Below are 14,801 nucleotides of genomic sequence, written 5' to 3' on the forward strand. Positions count from 1 at the left end.
CCGGAACGATCCCCCAGTGACCGCATCGACACCCAAGAGTGAGAGCACCCGGATGGCAGACCAGACCCACGTGTTGTTCGTCGAGGACGACGACGTCATCCGCGAGGCCACCCAACTCGCCCTGGAGCGGGACGGCTTCGCGGTCACCGCCATGCCCGACGGACTGTCGGGCCTGGAGGCGTTCCGGGCGGACCGTCCCGACATCGCCCTGCTGGACGTCATGGTCCCGGGCCTGGACGGGGTCAGCCTGTGCCGCCGTATCCGCGACGAGTCCACCGTGCCGGTGATCATGCTGTCGGCGCGCGCCGACTCGATCGACGTGGTGCTCGGTCTGGAGGCCGGCGCCGACGACTACGTGACCAAGCCGTTCGACGGTGCCGTCCTGGTCGCCCGGATCCGTGCGGTGCTGCGCCGCTTCGGGCACGCGGGCGGGGGCGACCGGGGCGAGGAGAGCGCGGGCGCGGCCGCCGGGGGGATGCTGTCCTTCGGCGAGCTGGAGATCGACACCGAGGGCATGGAGGTGCGCAGGGCCGGGCAGCCGGTCGCGCTCACCCCGACCGAGATGCGGCTGCTCCTCGAGTTCTCCTCCGCGCCGGGTACGGTCCTGTCCCGCGACAAGCTCCTGGAGCGGGTGTGGGACTACGGCTGGGGCGGTGACACCCGGGTCGTCGACGTCCATGTGCAGCGGCTGCGGACGAAGATCGGCCAGGACCGGATCGAGACGGTCCGTGGCTTCGGCTACAAGTTGAAGGCCTGAGCGGGGGACCTGGGGTATGCGGGGGATCCTGCGGGGCCCGGTGGCGGAGCGGCTGGCCGTGCGGACCGGGCTGAGGTGGAAGCTGAGCGCGGCCATCGCGCTGGTCGGCGCGCTCGTGGCGGTCGCGCTCAGTCTGGTCGTGCACAACGCGGCGCGCGTCTCGATGCTGGACAACGCGCGTGACCTCGCGGACGAGCGGATCCAGATCGCCCAGCGCAACTACGAGCTGACCGGCAAGCCGAACTTCCCCAGCATCGCGGTCGACGACCGTCATCTGCCGCCCGCGCTGCGCGAGAAGGTCGAGGAGGGCCGCCGGGCGACGTACGTCTCCGACCGGCCCGACCGGGGCCCGGACATCTGGGCGGCCGTCCCGGTCAAGGGCGGCCATGTGCTGTCCCTGCACACCGGGTTCACCGACCGCAGCACCGACATCCTCAACGACCTCGACCAGGCCCTGGTGATCGGCTCCATCGCGGTCGTTCTCGGCGGCAGCGCGCTCGGCGTGCTCATCGGCGGGCAGCTGTCACGGCGGCTGCGGAAGGCGGCGGCCGCGGCCAACCAGATGGCCAAGGGCGAGACGGACGTACGGGTGCGGGATGCGATCGGCGGGGTCGTACGGGACGAGACCGACGACCTCGCGAGCGCCGTGGACGCCATGGCGGACGCGCTCCAGCAGCGGCTGGAGGCCGAGCGCCGGGTCACCGCGGACATCGCGCACGAGCTGCGGACACCGGTGACGGGCCTGCTGACGGCGGCGGAACTGCTGCCTCCGGGCCGGCCCACGGAACTGGTCCTGGACCGGGCGAAAGCCATGCGCACCCTCGTCGAGGACGTCCTGGAGGTGGCCCGACTCGACGGCGCCTCCGAGCGGGCGGAGCTCCAGGACATCCTGCTCGGCGAGTTCGTCGCCCGGCGGGTGGCGGCCAAGGACCCGGGGATCGAGGTGCGCGTGGTGCACGAGTCGGAGGTCATGACCGACCCGCGCCGCCTGGAGCGCGTCCTGTTCAACCTCCTCGCCAACGCCGCCCGGCACGGCAAGCCGCCCGTCCAGGTCACCGTCGAGGGCCGGGTCATCCGGGTCCGCGACCACGGCCCCGGCTTCCCCGAGGACCTCCTCGCGGACGGCCCGAGCCGCTTCCGCACGGGCAGCGCGGACCGCGCGGGCCACGGCCACGGCCTCGGACTGACCATCGCGGCGGGGCAGGCACGGGTGCTGGGGGCACGGCTGACGTTCCGCAACATCCGTCCGGCCGGCCCCCCGGACGGCGCCCCGGCGGAGGGCGCGGTAGCCGTGCTGTGGCTCCCGGAACACGCGCCTACCGCCACCGGAAGCCACCCGATGCTCCCGTGACCCACGCCACCATCAGCTCCTCTCCCCTGGACGGTCATACCCGGGTCGCGGTAGCCGTGCCGTGGCTCCCGGCACACGTGCCTACGGCCACCGGGAGCCATCCGATGCTCCCGTGACCCACGCCACCATCAGCTCCTCCCCCTGCACAGTCGTACCCGTCCGGCCGGTGCCCCGGCGGAAGTCGCGGTAGCCGTGCTGTGGCTCCCGGAACACGCGCCTACCGCCACCGGAAGCCACCCGATGCTCCCGTGACCCACGCCACCATCAGCTCCTCTCCCCTGGACGGTCGTACCCCGTCCGTCCGCTCCGCGAAGTAGCGCCGGTCCAGCTCCTCCGCCGGCACGTGCCGGGCCTCGCTGAAGCCGGACTCGCGGGCCAGGGCCAGGATCTCGGACGGCCGGAAGAAGCTCAGGAACGGCGTCCCCGCGGCCCGTGCGCCCGCGACGGCGGCCTCGAGCTGTGGCCGCTGCTCCGGCTCGACGTCCTCCAGCGGCCGCAGGAAGGTCGTGACCAGCGTGGAACCCGGGGCGAGCTCGGCGACCAGGCGGAACGTGGCCGCGACCGCCTCCCGGGTGAGGTACATGGTGACGCCCGTGGAGGCCACCACCGCGGGCCGCGCGGGGTCGAGCCCCGCCTCGACGAGCCGCCCCCACCAGTCCCCCTCGAAGTCGACCGGCACGAGCCGCAGCCACTCGGGGACGCCGAACCCGAGGTCCATGAGCCGCCGCCGCTTCCAGGCCTGCGGGCCGGGCCGGTCCACCTCGAAGACCCGCAGCCCGCTCGACGCGGCGACCTCGGGCCTGCGCTGGGCGAACGTGTCGAGGCCGGCGCCGAGGACGACGTACTGGTCCACCCCGCGGCCGACCGCCTCGACGACCAGGTCCTCGACGAACCGGGCCCGCGCCACGATCGACGCGCGGGTGCGGCGCGTGGCGTCCACCTCCATGTCGGGGCGGTCGCGCCAGCCGTCGTCCGGGTCCGCGAGCCGCAGCCCGATCTCGTCCTCCAGGACATGCGGCGGCGGATCCGCGCGGACGTGCAGGGCCCGCCAGAGGGCGACCCGTACGGCCGTGTGGTCCGCCGCGGCGAGCCCGGTGTCCGTCACGCCCAGTCCTTCGAGAAGTCGAGCTCCTCGCGGCGCTGGGTCAGCGAGTACCAGTTGCCGTTGTCGTCGCGGAAGATCGCCTCAATGCCGTACGGCCGCTCCTGCGGCTCCTGGATGAACTCCACCCCGCGCGCCCGGAACGTCTCGTAGTCACCGCGGCAGTCGTCGGTCCGGAACGCTCCGGCGCCCATCACGCCCTTGCCGACGAGCTTCTTCAGCGCCTCGGCGGACTCGGGGTCCAGCCCCGGGCCGTCCAGGCTCATCAGCGCCAGCTCGACGCCCTGCTGCTCCTTGGCGCTGACGGTGACCCATGTCATCTCGCCCATCGAGACCTCGCTGCGCACCTCGAAGTCGAGCTTCTCGGTGAAGAAGGCCTTCGTGCGCTGCTGGTCGAAGGTCCATACGGTGGCGATACCCAGTCCCTGGATCATGGCTCTGCTCTCCTGTCGTCCGGGGGTTCCTCTCCGTCACCGTAGGCAGGGCCGGGGCCGGGCCGCTTCTTCAAAGTTGCGGTGCTCTGCACGGTGCTCTTCGCGGTTCTCGCGGTGGGGAATCCGCCGGCCCAGAGCATGGCGTAGCACCCGGGGATCAGGGAGGCGCCGCGGCCCACGTGTTTGATGCGGTACTCGCTCGGAGTGAGCCCCGTGCGCGCCTTGAAGCGGGCGGAGAAGGTGCCGAGGCTGCTGAAGCCGACCAGGTGGCAGATCTCGGTCACGCTCAGATCGGCCCCCCTCAGCATCTCCTCGGCCCGCTCGATCCGCCGGTGCGTGAGGTACTGCCCGGGCGTCTCGCCGTAGGCCTCCTTGAAGGCCCGCAGGAAGTGGTACCGCGAGTACCCGGCATGCGCCGCGACGGCGTCCAGGTCCAGGTCCGGATCGGCCCAGTCGCGGTCCATGGCGTCTTTGGCGAGCCGGATCTGCCGAACCTTGTCCATGAGGCCGATGGTGGCACGCGGCACTGACATCGACCCCGCGAGCGCGCATGAAGAAGGCCCCCGGGGCGGACACCATCCGGGGGCCTTCGGTTCAACGGGGTCGACGGGGTCGACGGGGTCGACTCAGACCTCGACCAGCGGAGCCGGCGCCGCGTCGTCCGCCGACTTCTGCGGTCCCGCGCCCTTCAGCGGCACCTCCTTGACGAACACCGCCGCCACCAGCGCGACCACGGCGACGATCGAGCCGAGCAGGAACGCCGAGTGGGTGCCGGCGGAGACCGCGTACTGGTACGCCTCGCGCACCGCGTCCGGCAACTTCTCCAGGCTCTTCGCGTCCAGCTGCGCGGACTGCTCGGTCACCTTGGAGCCCAGCTCCCCGCCCCGCTCGGCCATGGTGTCCTGGACCCGGTGGTTGAACAGCGCGCCCATGATGGCGACACCGAAGGAGGAGCCGAGCGTACGGAACAGGGTGGTGGACGAGGACGCGACGCCCATGTCCTTCATCTCCACGCTGTTCTGCGCGACCAGCATGGTGACCTGCATCAGGCAGCCCATGCCGAGACCGACGACGGCCATGAAGACACCGGACGTGAGCCGCGAGGTCCCTGTGTCCATCGTCGACAGCAGGTACAGCCCGACGACCATCAGGACGCTGCCGACGACCGGGAAGACGTAGTACCGCCCGCTGTTGGTGGTCACCCGCCCCGCGACCATCGAGGTCACCAGCATCGCGCCGAGCATCGGCAGGAGCAGCAGCCCGGAGTTGGTGGCGGAGGCACCCTGCACGGACTGCTGGTACAGCGGCAGGAAGAGGGTGGCGCCGAACATCACGAAGCCGGTGACGAAGCCGATGATCGACATCAGCGTGAAGTTGCGGCTGCGGAAGATGTGCAGCGGCACGACCGGCTCGGCCGCCTTGGTCTGCCAGAACACGAACCCGACGAGCGCGGCGACACCGATGCCGATCAGCTCCATGATCCGCGCGGACGTCCAGGCGTACTCCGTGCCGCCCCAGGTGGTGACGAGCACGATGGAGGTGATGCCGACGGTCAGCAGCGCGGCGCCGAGATAGTCGATCCGCGCCTGCGCGCGCTTCGCCGGCAGGTGCAGGACGACGCTGATGAGGCCGAGCGCCACCACGCCGAGCGGCAGGTTGATGTAGAAGGACCAGCGCCAGCCCCAGTTGTCGGTGATGGTGCCGCCGACCAGCGGACCGCCGATCATCGCGAGCGCCATGACGCCGGCCATCATGCCCTGGTACTTACCGCGCTCCCGGGGCGGGATCAGGTCACCGATGATCGCCATGACGCCGACCATCAGACCGCCGGCGCCGAGGCCCTGCACGGCCCGGAAACCGATGAGCTGCCCCATGTCCTGGGCCATACCGCTGAGCGCGGAGCCGATCAGGAAGAGAACGATCGACGTCATGAAGACGCCCTTGCGGCCGTACATGTCGCCGAGCTTGCCCCAGAGCGGGGTGGCGGCCGCGGTGGCCAGCGTGTAGGCCGTCACGACCCACGAGAGGTGTTCGAGCCCGCCGAGCTCGCCCACGATCGTCGGCATCGCGGTGCCCACGATCATGTTGTCGAGCATCGCGAGCATCATGGTGATCATCAGCGCGAGCAGGACTACCCGCACGCTGCGCTGTTTCTTGTCCGGTTCCGTCTCGACCGTCTGCGTGTCCGCCATCGTTCCCACTCCCCTGAGGTCCTGCGGTACTGCCCCCGCCGGGCCCTTACTTGCCGCCCGGCTAGTTGTCTACACTGGGAAGGTAGACGCGTAACTAGCCGGGCGTCAAGTAAGTTTTATGGAAAGCCGAGGAGCACGAGAATGGGCGGCACCATGGACGTCACGAAGCAGCAGCGCCGCGGCAACACGCGCCAGCGCATCCAGGACGTGGCTCTCGGACTCTTCGCGGAGCAGGGGTACGAGAAGACGTCGCTGCGGGAGATCGCCGAGCACCTGGATGTCACCAAGGCGGCGCTGTACTACCACTTCAAGACCAAGGAAGAGATCCTCGTCAGCATCTTCGATGATCTGACGCAGCCGATCCTCGACCTGATCGAGTGGGGCAGGAAGCAGCCGCACACGCTGGAGACCAAGCAGGAGATCGTACGGCGCTACAGCGAGGTCCTGGCCGGCGCGGCACCGCTGTTCCGCTTCATGCAGGAGAACCAGGCGGCGGTCCGCGAACTGCGCGTCGGCGAGACCTTCAAGGAGCGCATGCAGGGGCTGCGCGAGATCATCATCGACCCGGAAGCGGACCTGACCGACCAGGTCCGCTGCGTCAGCGCGATCTTCACCATGCACGCCGGGATGTTCTTCCTCCAGGACATCACCGCCGACCCGGAGGCCAAGCGCAAGGCGGTCCTGGAGGTGGCGACGGACCTGGTCACCCAGGCCCACCGGGGCAGCGCCCACCGGGGCAGCGCGAAGGCGTGAGCGGTCGGCCGCTCAGACCTTGACGCCCTTGGCCCGCAGGAAGGCGACCGGGTCTATCGCGGAGCCGTAGTTGGCGGTCGTGCGGATCTCGAAGTGCAGATGCGGGCCGCTGGAGTTGCCGGTGTTGCCGGACAGGGCTATGCGCTGGCCGGTCTTGACGACCTGGCCGACCTTGACCTTGATCCGGGAGAGGTGGGCGTACTGCGAGTACCTGCCCTTGCCGTGCTTGATCACGATGGCGTTGCCGTAGGCGGGGCCGTCACCGGCGCCCCCCGGACCCGCCTTGACAACGGTCCCGCCGTGCGCGGCGACGACGGCCGTACCGCTCGGCACGGCGAAGTCCTGCCCGCTGTGGGTGGAGTGCCACATGCTCCCGGCCTGCGCGTAGCTCGCGCTGAGCGTGTACTTCTTCACCGGGTCGACCCAGGAGGCCGAGGAGGACGCGGCCGAGGCGACTCCGGCCCCGAGCGCGACCGTCGTCCCGACGGACGCGGCCACGACGGCCACACGGGTGCGGAGCAGGGACGTACGGGAAGAGCGGTTGAAGACGCGCTGGAACATTCAGAACCTCATGAAGCTGGGGGACAGGAAACCATCCGGCGCACAACGGCGGCCGGATGGGACAACCCTTGGTACCCCCGGAGGCCAAAAACCCCCAAACAGCGCATCTACGACGGAATGTAGTAATAGGTCGCGCCAGGCGGTGTGAGAAGTCCGATTCCTCCCCGGATCTCTCCACTATTCCGCCTAGTAACGGACAAATCGCCTGTGCGGCAAGTCACCGGTGGCCCGCAGGCAAAAGCCACGTCATGTGACGCACGCCTCTGGCTTCCTACCAACCGGTAACCCTACGGTTCCCCTCGCGCCACCCTCACCAACAAACATGCACGCGACAACTGCAGCGTTTCCGGACGTGAGAGGACCCCCCACCGTGACAAGCCGACGCCCCTGGGCGCACCGCATAGCCGTAAGCACCGTCTCCGCAGCCGCACTCGTCGCCCTGGCCGCCCCCGCCGAGGCCGCGACGACGACAGCCGGCGCTTCCCCGACCGCGACGGCCGCCGCCGAAGACGTCGACTACGCCACCTGGCAGACCGACTGCCAGGCCGTGATGGGCCAGGCGCTCCCCTACCTGAAGACACGTATCGCCGCCACCAGGCCCGGCGAAAAGCAGGCGATCGTCTTCGACATCGACAACACCACCCTGGAGACGGACTTCGGCTTCAGTTACCCCGCGCCGGCCAACAAGCCGGTCCTGGACGTCGCGAAGTACGCCCAGGAGCACGGCGTATCCCTGTTCTTCGTGACCGCCCGCCCCGACATCATCGCCTCGGTGACGAACTACAACCTCAAGCACGTCGGCTACCAGGTCAGCGGCCTCTACGTCCGCAACTTCATCGACCTCTTCAAGGACGTCGCCGCCTACAAGACCGCCCAGCGCGCCGACATCGAGAACAAGGGCTACACGATCATCGCGAACATCGGCAACAGCACCACCGACCTGACGGGCGGCCACGCCGAGAAGACCTTCAAACTCCCGGACTACGACGGCCAGTTGTCCTGACCTCCGACGAGGGCCTGTCCGGCGGACAGGCCCTGGGCTCCCTCCGTCGCAGCGCACACGGGGTGGCGGAGGGAGCAGGCGGTACTCGGCGCAGTGAGCCGGCTGGGTCGCCCTGGCCGAGCACGGAGAAGGGGCCGGTGCTTCGAAAAGCACCGGCCCCTTCTGGCGTCGCCCTGAGGCTTACGCCTCCTTGCTCAGGTTCGGACCGGCACCGCCGGCCGCCTGCTCGATCGGCGGGACGTCGGGCAGCGCCGCCTTCTCCTCACCCCGGAAGGTGAAGGTCTTGGTCTCGCCCTCGCCCTCCGTGTCGACGACCACGATGTGACCGGGACGCAGCTCGCCGAAGAGGATCTTCTCCGACAGCGTGTCCTCGATCTCGCGCTGGATCGTGCGACGCAGCGGCCGCGCGCCCAGCACCTGGTCGTAGCCCTTCGTGGACAGCAGCTCCTTGGCGGACTGGGAGAGCTCGATGCCCATGTCCCGGTCCTTGAGGCGCTCGTCCACCTTGCCGATCATCAGGTCGACGATCTTGAGGATGTCGGCCTGGGTCAGCTGCGGGAAGACGACCACGTCGTCGACGCGGTTGAGGAACTCGGGCCGGAAGTGCTGCTTGAGCTCGTCCGAGACCTTGTTCTTCATGCGCTCGTAGTTGGTCTTCTTGTCACCCGAGGCCGCGAAGCCCAGGTTGAAGCCCTTGGAGATGTCCCGGGTGCCGAGGTTGGTCGTCATGATGATGACCGTGTTCTTGAAGTCCACGACCCGGCCCTGGGAGTCGGTCAGGCGACCGTCCTCCAGGATCTGCAGCAGCGAGTTGAAGATGTCCGGGTGGGCCTTCTCGACCTCGTCGAAGAGAACCACCGAGAACGGCTTGCGCCGCACCTTCTCCGTCAGCTGGCCGCCCTCTTCGTAGCCCACGTATCCGGGGGGCGAACCGAAGAGCCGCGAGACCGTGTGCTTCTCGCTGAACTCCGACATGTCGAGGGAGATCAGCGCGTCCTCGTCACCGAAGAGGAACTCCGCGAGGGCCTTGGACAGCTCGGTCTTACCCACACCGGACGGGCCCGCGAAGATGAACGAACCACCGGGACGCTTCGGGTCCTTGAGGCCCGCACGCGTACGACGGATCGCCTTCGACAGCGCCTTGACGGCGTCGACCTGGCCGATGACCCGCTTGTGGAGCTCGTCCTCCATGCGCAGCAGACGCGAGGACTCCTCCTCGGTCAGCTTGAAGACCGGGATGCCGGTGGCGGTCGCGAGGACCTCGGCGATCAGCTCGCCGTCGACCTCGGCGACGACGTCCATGTCGCCGGCCTTCCACTCCTTCTCCCGCTTGGCCTTGGCGGCCAGGAGCTGCTTCTCCTTGTCGCGCAGGGAGGCGGCCTTCTCGAAGTCCTGCGAGTCGATCGCGGACTCCTTGTCGCGGCGGACACCGGCGATCTTCTCGTCGAACTCGCGCAGGTCCGGCGGCGCGGTCATCCGGCGGATCCGCATCCGGGAACCGGCCTCGTCGATCAGGTCGATCGCCTTGTCCGGCAGGAAGCGGTCCGAGATGTACCGGTCGGCCAGCGTGGCGGCCTGCACCAGCGCCTCGTCCGTGATGGAGACCCGGTGGTGCGCCTCGTACCGGTCACGCAGACCCTTGAGGATCTCGATCGTGTGCGGCAGGGACGGCTCCGCGACCTGGATGGGCTGGAAGCGGCGCTCGAGGGCCGCGTCCTTCTCCAGGTGCTTGCGGTACTCGTCCAGCGTGGTCGCACCGATGGTCTGCAGCTCACCGCGGGCCAGCATCGGCTTCAGGATCGAAGCGGCGTCGATGGCGCCCTCGGCGGCACCCGCACCGACCAGCGTGTGCAGCTCGTCGATGAACAGGATGATGTCGCCGCGGGTGCGGATCTCCTTGAGGACCTTCTTCAGGCGCTCCTCGAAGTCACCGCGGTAGCGGGAGCCGGCGACCAGCGCGCCGAGGTCGAGCGTGTAGAGGTGCTTGTCCTTCAGCGTCTCGGGCACCTCGCCCTTGACGATGGCCTGGGCGAGGCCCTCGACGACGGCGGTCTTGCCGACGCCGGGCTCACCGATCAGGACCGGGTTGTTCTTGGTACGGCGGGACAGCACCTGCATGACCCGCTCGATCTCCTTCTCGCGCCCGATGACCGGGTCGAGCTTGGACTCACGAGCGGCCTGGGTGAGGTTCCGGCCGAACTGGTCGAGGACCAGGGACGTCGAGGGGGTGCCCTCGGCAGGCCCGCCGGCGGTGGCGGTCTCCTTGCCCTGGTAGCCGGAGAGCAGCTGGATGACCTGCTGCCGCACCCGGTTGAGATCAGCGCCCAGCTTGACCAGGACCTGGGCGGCGACGCCCTCGCCCTCACGGATCAGGCCGAGCAGGATGTGCTCCGTGCCGATGTAGTTGTGGCCGAGCTGAAGGGCCTCGCGGAGCGACAGCTCCAGGACCTTCTTGGCACGGGGGGTGAAGGGGATGTGCCCGGACGGGGCCTGCTGCCCCTGCCCGATGATCTCCTCCACCTGCTGGCGGACCGCCTCGAGCGAAATCCCGAGGCTCTCAAGGGCCTTGGCGGCGACACCCTCACCCTCGTGGATCAGGCCCAGGAGGATGTGCTCGGTGCCGATGTAGTTGTGGTTGAGCATCCGGGCTTCTTCCTGAGCCAGGACGACAACCCGCCGCGCGCGGTCGGTGAACCTCTCGAACATCGTTAATCGCTCCTCAGAGCGGTCAGGCAGTGGGGGGAACTTCCCCTCCCTGTCCTTCCGCAGCTTAGTCCCGCAAGCGGGGACCGCTCATTCCAACTGCCGACACCGGACCGAGAACCAACACTGCCTCCTGACCCCGAACGCCGACATCTGCTCCAACCCGATGGTGCGAGACGATGTTCCCGCAGGCCAGGCACTTACCCCAGTCGCCAGTACGCCGATGGCGAACGTGAGACGGCCTTTCCTGCGTGTCGCCCCCTCCCACTAGGGATGTCTTACCCGCGCGGACCGACACTCCATGCCGCGCGCCCCCCGTCCCTCCGCTATGGGCGAACAACCTTGCACCACCACGCACCCCCGCACGCCCCCTCTTCGGCCACTCTTCGCACACGCCGGTACACCCACCGTAACTCTCGCGGTCTTTCAGCGGTTGCACTTGGCATGTCCGGCAGCCTCCCCTCTCTCACCACGGATCTCACCGCGGTCCCGCTCCCCCGTCGGCCGCTCGACCTGGCCGCCTTCGGCGACGATCCGGTCCGCCGCTGGTACGAGAACGAACTGGGCTGGCCCACGGTGCCCGCGAGCACCGTGGAATCTCCCCTACGACTGCGCCTGGGGCTGCGCTTCGACGTCCTGGACGTTCCGGCCGAGGCCGGCCGCGCCGCTCTGCGCCATCTCGCCGGAACCTCTCCGGTGGCGATGCGGGGCGACCGCATGGAGCTCCTGGTGGCCGCGGGCAGCACAGAGGAGCTGCCGGGCCTGCTGGACTGGCTGGAGTGGGGCAGCCTGGCGCTCGACCTGCGGGCGATCGGCACGGGCGGCGTGATGCGGGCACCGCGTCCGCCGGAGCCCGCGGTGAGCGGGCTCGGGGAGGTGCCGTCGGGGCGGCCTGCGGGGCCCGGCGAAGACGAATCCATTGCTCTGGCGGAGCGTCCGGAACCGGGCGGCCACACGCCTCGAAGTTCGCCCACGGAGGCGACGCGGGCCGTCGGGAGCCGGCGCCCGTTCATCCAAGGCCGTCCGGGCGCCCTGCAGGGGGCCGCCGTGTGGCTGCGGCCCCCCGAGCCTGGGTGCGAGGTCGAGGCCTCGCTGCCGACGTTGTCGGCACTGGGGGGCGGTGGGGGCGCCCCCGATCTCGTACGCGTCGTGAACACGGTGGCAACGCACTGCCACCGGCTGAGGCTGCGGCGCACTCGGCCATAAGCTTTCGCAGGCCCCGGCCGCCGTGGACCTTTCGATCAGCCGTTGGCCTTCTCGTAAGCCTCGCGAATGCTCGCCGGAACTCGGCCGCGGTCATTGACCTCGTAACCGTTCTCCTTCGCCCAGGCACGGATCTGAGCGGTGTCCTGACTGCCACCGGAAGCGGCTCGCGCCTTTCCGCGCCCGCCCGCGGCACGGCCTCCGGTACGGCGACCGCCCTTCACGTAAGGGTCGAGAAGGCCACGGAGCTTGTCCGCATTGGCGGTCGTGAGATCGATCTCGTACGTCTTGCCGTCCAACGCGAACGTGACGGTCTCGTCCGCCTCGCCGCCGTCGATGTCATCGACAAGAAGGACCTGAACCTTCTGTGCCACCGGATTTCCTTTCATCCAATACTTGAGGGCCGGGGGTCTGCGGCGTCCGCCGTTTCGCCGTCCCCTGTTATATGCAGTACTGCAGTACGTCGGAAAGCAAACCGCTTTTGCTGGGAAAACACAAACCCTCGGGAGAGACCGACAGGGCTCTCCTCGTCCGGAAACATGCGCGTTTCGGACATAGGGAACCTGGGCAGGGCCGAGCGCCAGAATCCTGGCGATCACAGATGCAGAAGCATCCGGCTGTTGCCCAAGGTGTTCGGTTTCACCCGTTCGAGACCGAGGAACTCCGCCACGCCTTCGTCGTAGGAACGCAGTAGCTCTGTGTAGACATCGGTGTCAACGGGTGTCTCACCGATCTCGACGAAGCCGTGCTTGCCGAAGAAGTCCACTTCGAAGGTGAGACAGAAAACGCGACGAACACCGAGCCAGCGGGCCGTCTGCAACAACTTCTCCAGCAACTGATGGCCGACCCCGGCACCCTTCAGTCCGGGCTTCACGGCGAGAGTGCGCACTTCCGCGAGGTCTTCCCACATCACATGCAGGGCGCCGAAGCCGACCAGCTCGGCGTTGTCGTCACGCTCGGCGACCCAGAACTCCTGGATGTCCTCGTAAAGCGTCACGGTCGCTTTGTCGAGCAGGATGCGGTCGCGGACGTAGGTGTCGAGGAGACCGCGGATGCCGGCGACATCGCTGGTACGGGCCCGCCGGACGGTGATGGCTTTTGCGGTGACTTCGAGGTTCTCGGCGGAGGGGCTCTTCGCGGACATGAGCGGACGCTATCGCCCGCCGCCCCGCGATGCCGAGCCGGGGTTCTCCGCGCTCGGTCCCTGGACCATCCGCACGGCGTCCTGGAGTGCCAGTCGCTGTTCCTCGCTCATCATGCCGAAGAAGGCGACGAGAGCGGCGGCGGGGTTGTCACTCTGGGACCAGGCATCGTTCATCAGTGCGGCGGCGTAGGCGGCCCGTGTGGAGACCGCCTCATATCGATAGGCCCGGCCTTCCGCCTCACGGCGCACCCAGCCCTTCTGATGGAGATTGTCCAAAACGGTCATCACCGTGGTGTAGGCGATGGACCGTTCCTGCTGAAGGTCTTCCAGGACTTCCCGAACGGTGACCGGGCGGTTCCACTTCCACACCCGCGTCATGACCGCGTCTTCGAGTTCTCCCAATGGGCGAGGCACACCTCAGCACAATAGTGGGAGATCCGGCTATCGGCGTGACGGACGGCCCTTTCAACACCAAACAGCAACAAAAAGGGCGTACGACTCGGAAAGCGCGGTGGCTCGGGGAGTCGTACGCCGACGAGGGCGCGGCCGGTCAGTCGGCCTGCTTGGTCGCCTCCGCGCGCGCGAGCGCCGCGTCGACGGCCGCGTCCTCCTTGGCCTTGTTGGCCCCGCCCTGGGTCTTCACGATGACCCGGATCAGTCCGATGAAGAACGCGGCCATGACGACCGGGGGCACGAGCGCGGAGACGTAGTCCATGCGTCCAGACTAGCCAGGCGCACGGGGACAACTCGGGCGGGGTGCGGTCTGTCGGTCAGCCCGCGGCCAGGTGCTGTGGCGGGTTCGCCGGGGGTGGGGTCGGTTTGCGGCGGGGGAAGACCTCGCCCGGGGTGGGGATTGGCCGCCGGGAGGGCTGGGGGGCGGGGGCGGGTTTCTCCGCGGGTTTCGCCGGCGGCTGGGCCGGACGCTTCGCCGGCTCCTTGGCGTCCTGGTCCGCGGTACCGCCCCGGGCGACCTCGGAAGACCCCCCGGAAACACCTCCGGAAAGGCCCCCGGGCAGCGCCAGGAGGCGGGTACGGGAGGCCGGGACCACTGGGGCGACCCGGGCCCGCCGGGCGGCCGTGGAGCCCGCCAGGCGAGCCCTTACGTCCCGTTCGGCCAGCACCTGGCAGCGGCTCAGCAGCGCTGCCGCGACGGGGTTGCCGCGCAGCGCCCTCAGCGCGGCGAGATCGTCGGGCTCCGGCCGGTACCCGGCGCCCAGCGCCTCCTCCAGCAAGGTGAGGTAACCGGCGGCGGTGCCGGGCAGCGCGGCGCGGTACCGGGCGAGGTCGGCCACCAGGAAGGCGCGCAGCCGGGCGCCCTCACGCACCGCCTCGTCGAGGGACTCGGCGAGGCGGTGGCAGTCCTTGATGTCCTCGGCCGAGGCGGGGGCGGGGTGAAGGGCGAGGGCGAGAGCGCGGCGGAGCACACGCAGCTCCTCCGCGCCGAACGCCATGCCGCCGCGGGATCCGTATGGCGTGGGCATGCGGCGACAGTACGCGCTAATCAGACAAATTCGCCATAAGGGACGGGTGTGGCGCGAGCGGGCCACCCTCCCGGACGCGGGGAGGGGAGGCGGGGCCGGGAGGCCGGAGGCCGGGGC

16 protein-coding genes are annotated in these 14,801 nt (G+C 69.3%); 5 read left to right on the top strand and 11 right to left on the bottom strand.

Annotated features, from left to right (window positions below):
* Positions 1-52 precede the first annotated feature (52 nt).
* Both cseB and cseC read left to right on the top strand, forming a co-directional pair.
* The gene (cseB, locus tag ACIBJB_RS39150) at positions 53-757 is read left to right on the top strand and encodes a two-component system response regulator CseB (RefSeq protein ID WP_398938268.1); all 705 of its coding nucleotides are present in this window, start codon (positions 53-55) and stop codon (positions 755-757) included.
* Positions 758-773: 16 nt separating this feature from the next.
* Complete coding sequence (gene cseC / locus ACIBJB_RS39155) at positions 774-2,108, top strand: two-component system sensor histidine kinase CseC (RefSeq protein WP_398938270.1); 1,335 nt, start codon at positions 774-776, stop codon at positions 2,106-2,108.
* Positions 2,109-2,325: 217 nt separating this feature from the next.
* On the opposite strand, the gene ACIBJB_RS39160 is transcribed toward cseC, so the two are convergent.
* From ACIBJB_RS39160 to ACIBJB_RS39175, 4 genes are all read right to left on the bottom strand, one after another.
* A complete protein-coding gene (locus tag ACIBJB_RS39160) occupies positions 2,326-3,213 on the bottom strand; it encodes a class I SAM-dependent methyltransferase (RefSeq protein ID WP_398938272.1) in 888 nt (295 codons plus the stop codon).
* The gene (locus tag ACIBJB_RS39165; protein WP_398938274.1) at positions 3,210-3,644 is read right to left on the bottom strand and encodes a VOC family protein; all 435 of its coding nucleotides are present in this window, start codon (positions 3,642-3,644) and stop codon (positions 3,210-3,212) included. The genes ACIBJB_RS39160 and ACIBJB_RS39165 overlap by 4 nt, the downstream gene beginning before the upstream one ends.
* The gene (locus ACIBJB_RS39170; protein ID WP_398938276.1) at positions 3,641-4,147 is read right to left on the bottom strand and encodes a helix-turn-helix transcriptional regulator; all 507 of its coding nucleotides are present in this window, start codon (positions 4,145-4,147) and stop codon (positions 3,641-3,643) included. Before ACIBJB_RS39170 ends, ACIBJB_RS39165 begins: the two co-directional genes overlap by 4 nt.
* 123 nt (positions 4,148-4,270) lie before the next feature.
* Positions 4,271-5,836 carry an MDR family MFS transporter gene (locus ACIBJB_RS39175; RefSeq protein ID WP_398938278.1) on the bottom strand — a complete coding sequence of 522 codons (1,566 nt, stop codon included), beginning with the start codon at positions 5,834-5,836 and terminating at the stop codon, positions 4,271-4,273.
* 141 nt (positions 5,837-5,977) lie between these two features.
* On the opposite strand from ACIBJB_RS39175, the gene ACIBJB_RS39180 reads away from it, so the two are divergent.
* Positions 5,978-6,589, top strand: a complete 612-nt coding sequence (locus tag ACIBJB_RS39180; protein ID WP_398938280.1) for a TetR/AcrR family transcriptional regulator — start codon at positions 5,978-5,980, stop codon at positions 6,587-6,589.
* Between the two features lie 12 nt (positions 6,590-6,601).
* Here ACIBJB_RS39180 and ACIBJB_RS39185 read toward each other — a convergent pair whose 3' ends face one another.
* Entirely contained in the window at positions 6,602-7,150 is a 549-nt protein-coding gene (locus tag ACIBJB_RS39185; protein ID WP_398938282.1) for a M23 family metallopeptidase, read from the bottom strand.
* 370 nt (positions 7,151-7,520) lie between these two features.
* Between ACIBJB_RS39185 and ACIBJB_RS39190 the strand changes: the two genes are divergently transcribed.
* Entirely contained in the window at positions 7,521-8,153 is a 633-nt protein-coding gene (locus tag ACIBJB_RS39190; protein ID WP_398938284.1) for an HAD family acid phosphatase, read from the top strand.
* A 180-nt stretch (positions 8,154-8,333) separates the two neighbouring features.
* On the opposite strand, the gene ACIBJB_RS39195 is transcribed toward ACIBJB_RS39190, so the two are convergent.
* Positions 8,334-10,859 (bottom strand): ATP-dependent Clp protease ATP-binding subunit, encoded by a 2,526-nt coding sequence (locus tag ACIBJB_RS39195; protein WP_398938286.1) that lies wholly within the window; start codon positions 10,857-10,859, stop codon positions 8,334-8,336.
* Between the two features lie 441 nt (positions 10,860-11,300).
* On the opposite strand from ACIBJB_RS39195, the gene ACIBJB_RS39200 reads away from it, so the two are divergent.
* Complete coding sequence (locus ACIBJB_RS39200; protein ID WP_398938288.1) at positions 11,301-12,062, top strand: SCO3374 family protein; 762 nt, start codon at positions 11,301-11,303, stop codon at positions 12,060-12,062.
* A gap of 35 nt (positions 12,063-12,097) precedes the next feature.
* Here ACIBJB_RS39200 and ACIBJB_RS39205 read toward each other — a convergent pair whose 3' ends face one another.
* From ACIBJB_RS39205 to ACIBJB_RS39225, 5 genes are all read right to left on the bottom strand, one after another.
* Positions 12,098-12,433, bottom strand: a complete 336-nt coding sequence (locus tag ACIBJB_RS39205; RefSeq protein ID WP_398938290.1) for an Lsr2 family protein — start codon at positions 12,431-12,433, stop codon at positions 12,098-12,100.
* Positions 12,434-12,654: 221 nt separating this feature from the next.
* Positions 12,655-13,203, bottom strand: coding sequence for an amino-acid N-acetyltransferase (locus ACIBJB_RS39210; protein WP_398938292.1), 549 nt, complete (start codon positions 13,201-13,203; stop codon positions 12,655-12,657).
* A gap of 9 nt (positions 13,204-13,212) precedes the next feature.
* Positions 13,213-13,605 carry a BlaI/MecI/CopY family transcriptional regulator gene (locus ACIBJB_RS39215; protein ID WP_398938294.1) on the bottom strand — a complete coding sequence of 131 codons (393 nt, stop codon included), beginning with the start codon at positions 13,603-13,605 and terminating at the stop codon, positions 13,213-13,215.
* Between the two features lie 148 nt (positions 13,606-13,753).
* The gene (locus ACIBJB_RS39220) at positions 13,754-13,918 is read right to left on the bottom strand and encodes a hypothetical protein (RefSeq protein ID WP_390000293.1); all 165 of its coding nucleotides are present in this window, start codon (positions 13,916-13,918) and stop codon (positions 13,754-13,756) included.
* Between the two features lie 55 nt (positions 13,919-13,973).
* The gene (locus ACIBJB_RS39225) at positions 13,974-14,654 is read right to left on the bottom strand and encodes a hypothetical protein (RefSeq protein ID WP_398938475.1); all 681 of its coding nucleotides are present in this window, start codon (positions 14,652-14,654) and stop codon (positions 13,974-13,976) included.
* Positions 14,655-14,801 lie beyond the last annotated feature (147 nt).

It is taken from the genome of Streptomyces sp. NPDC050759 (assembly GCF_044456945.1).
GTDB lineage: Bacteria > Actinomycetota > Actinomycetes > Streptomycetales > Streptomycetaceae > Streptomyces.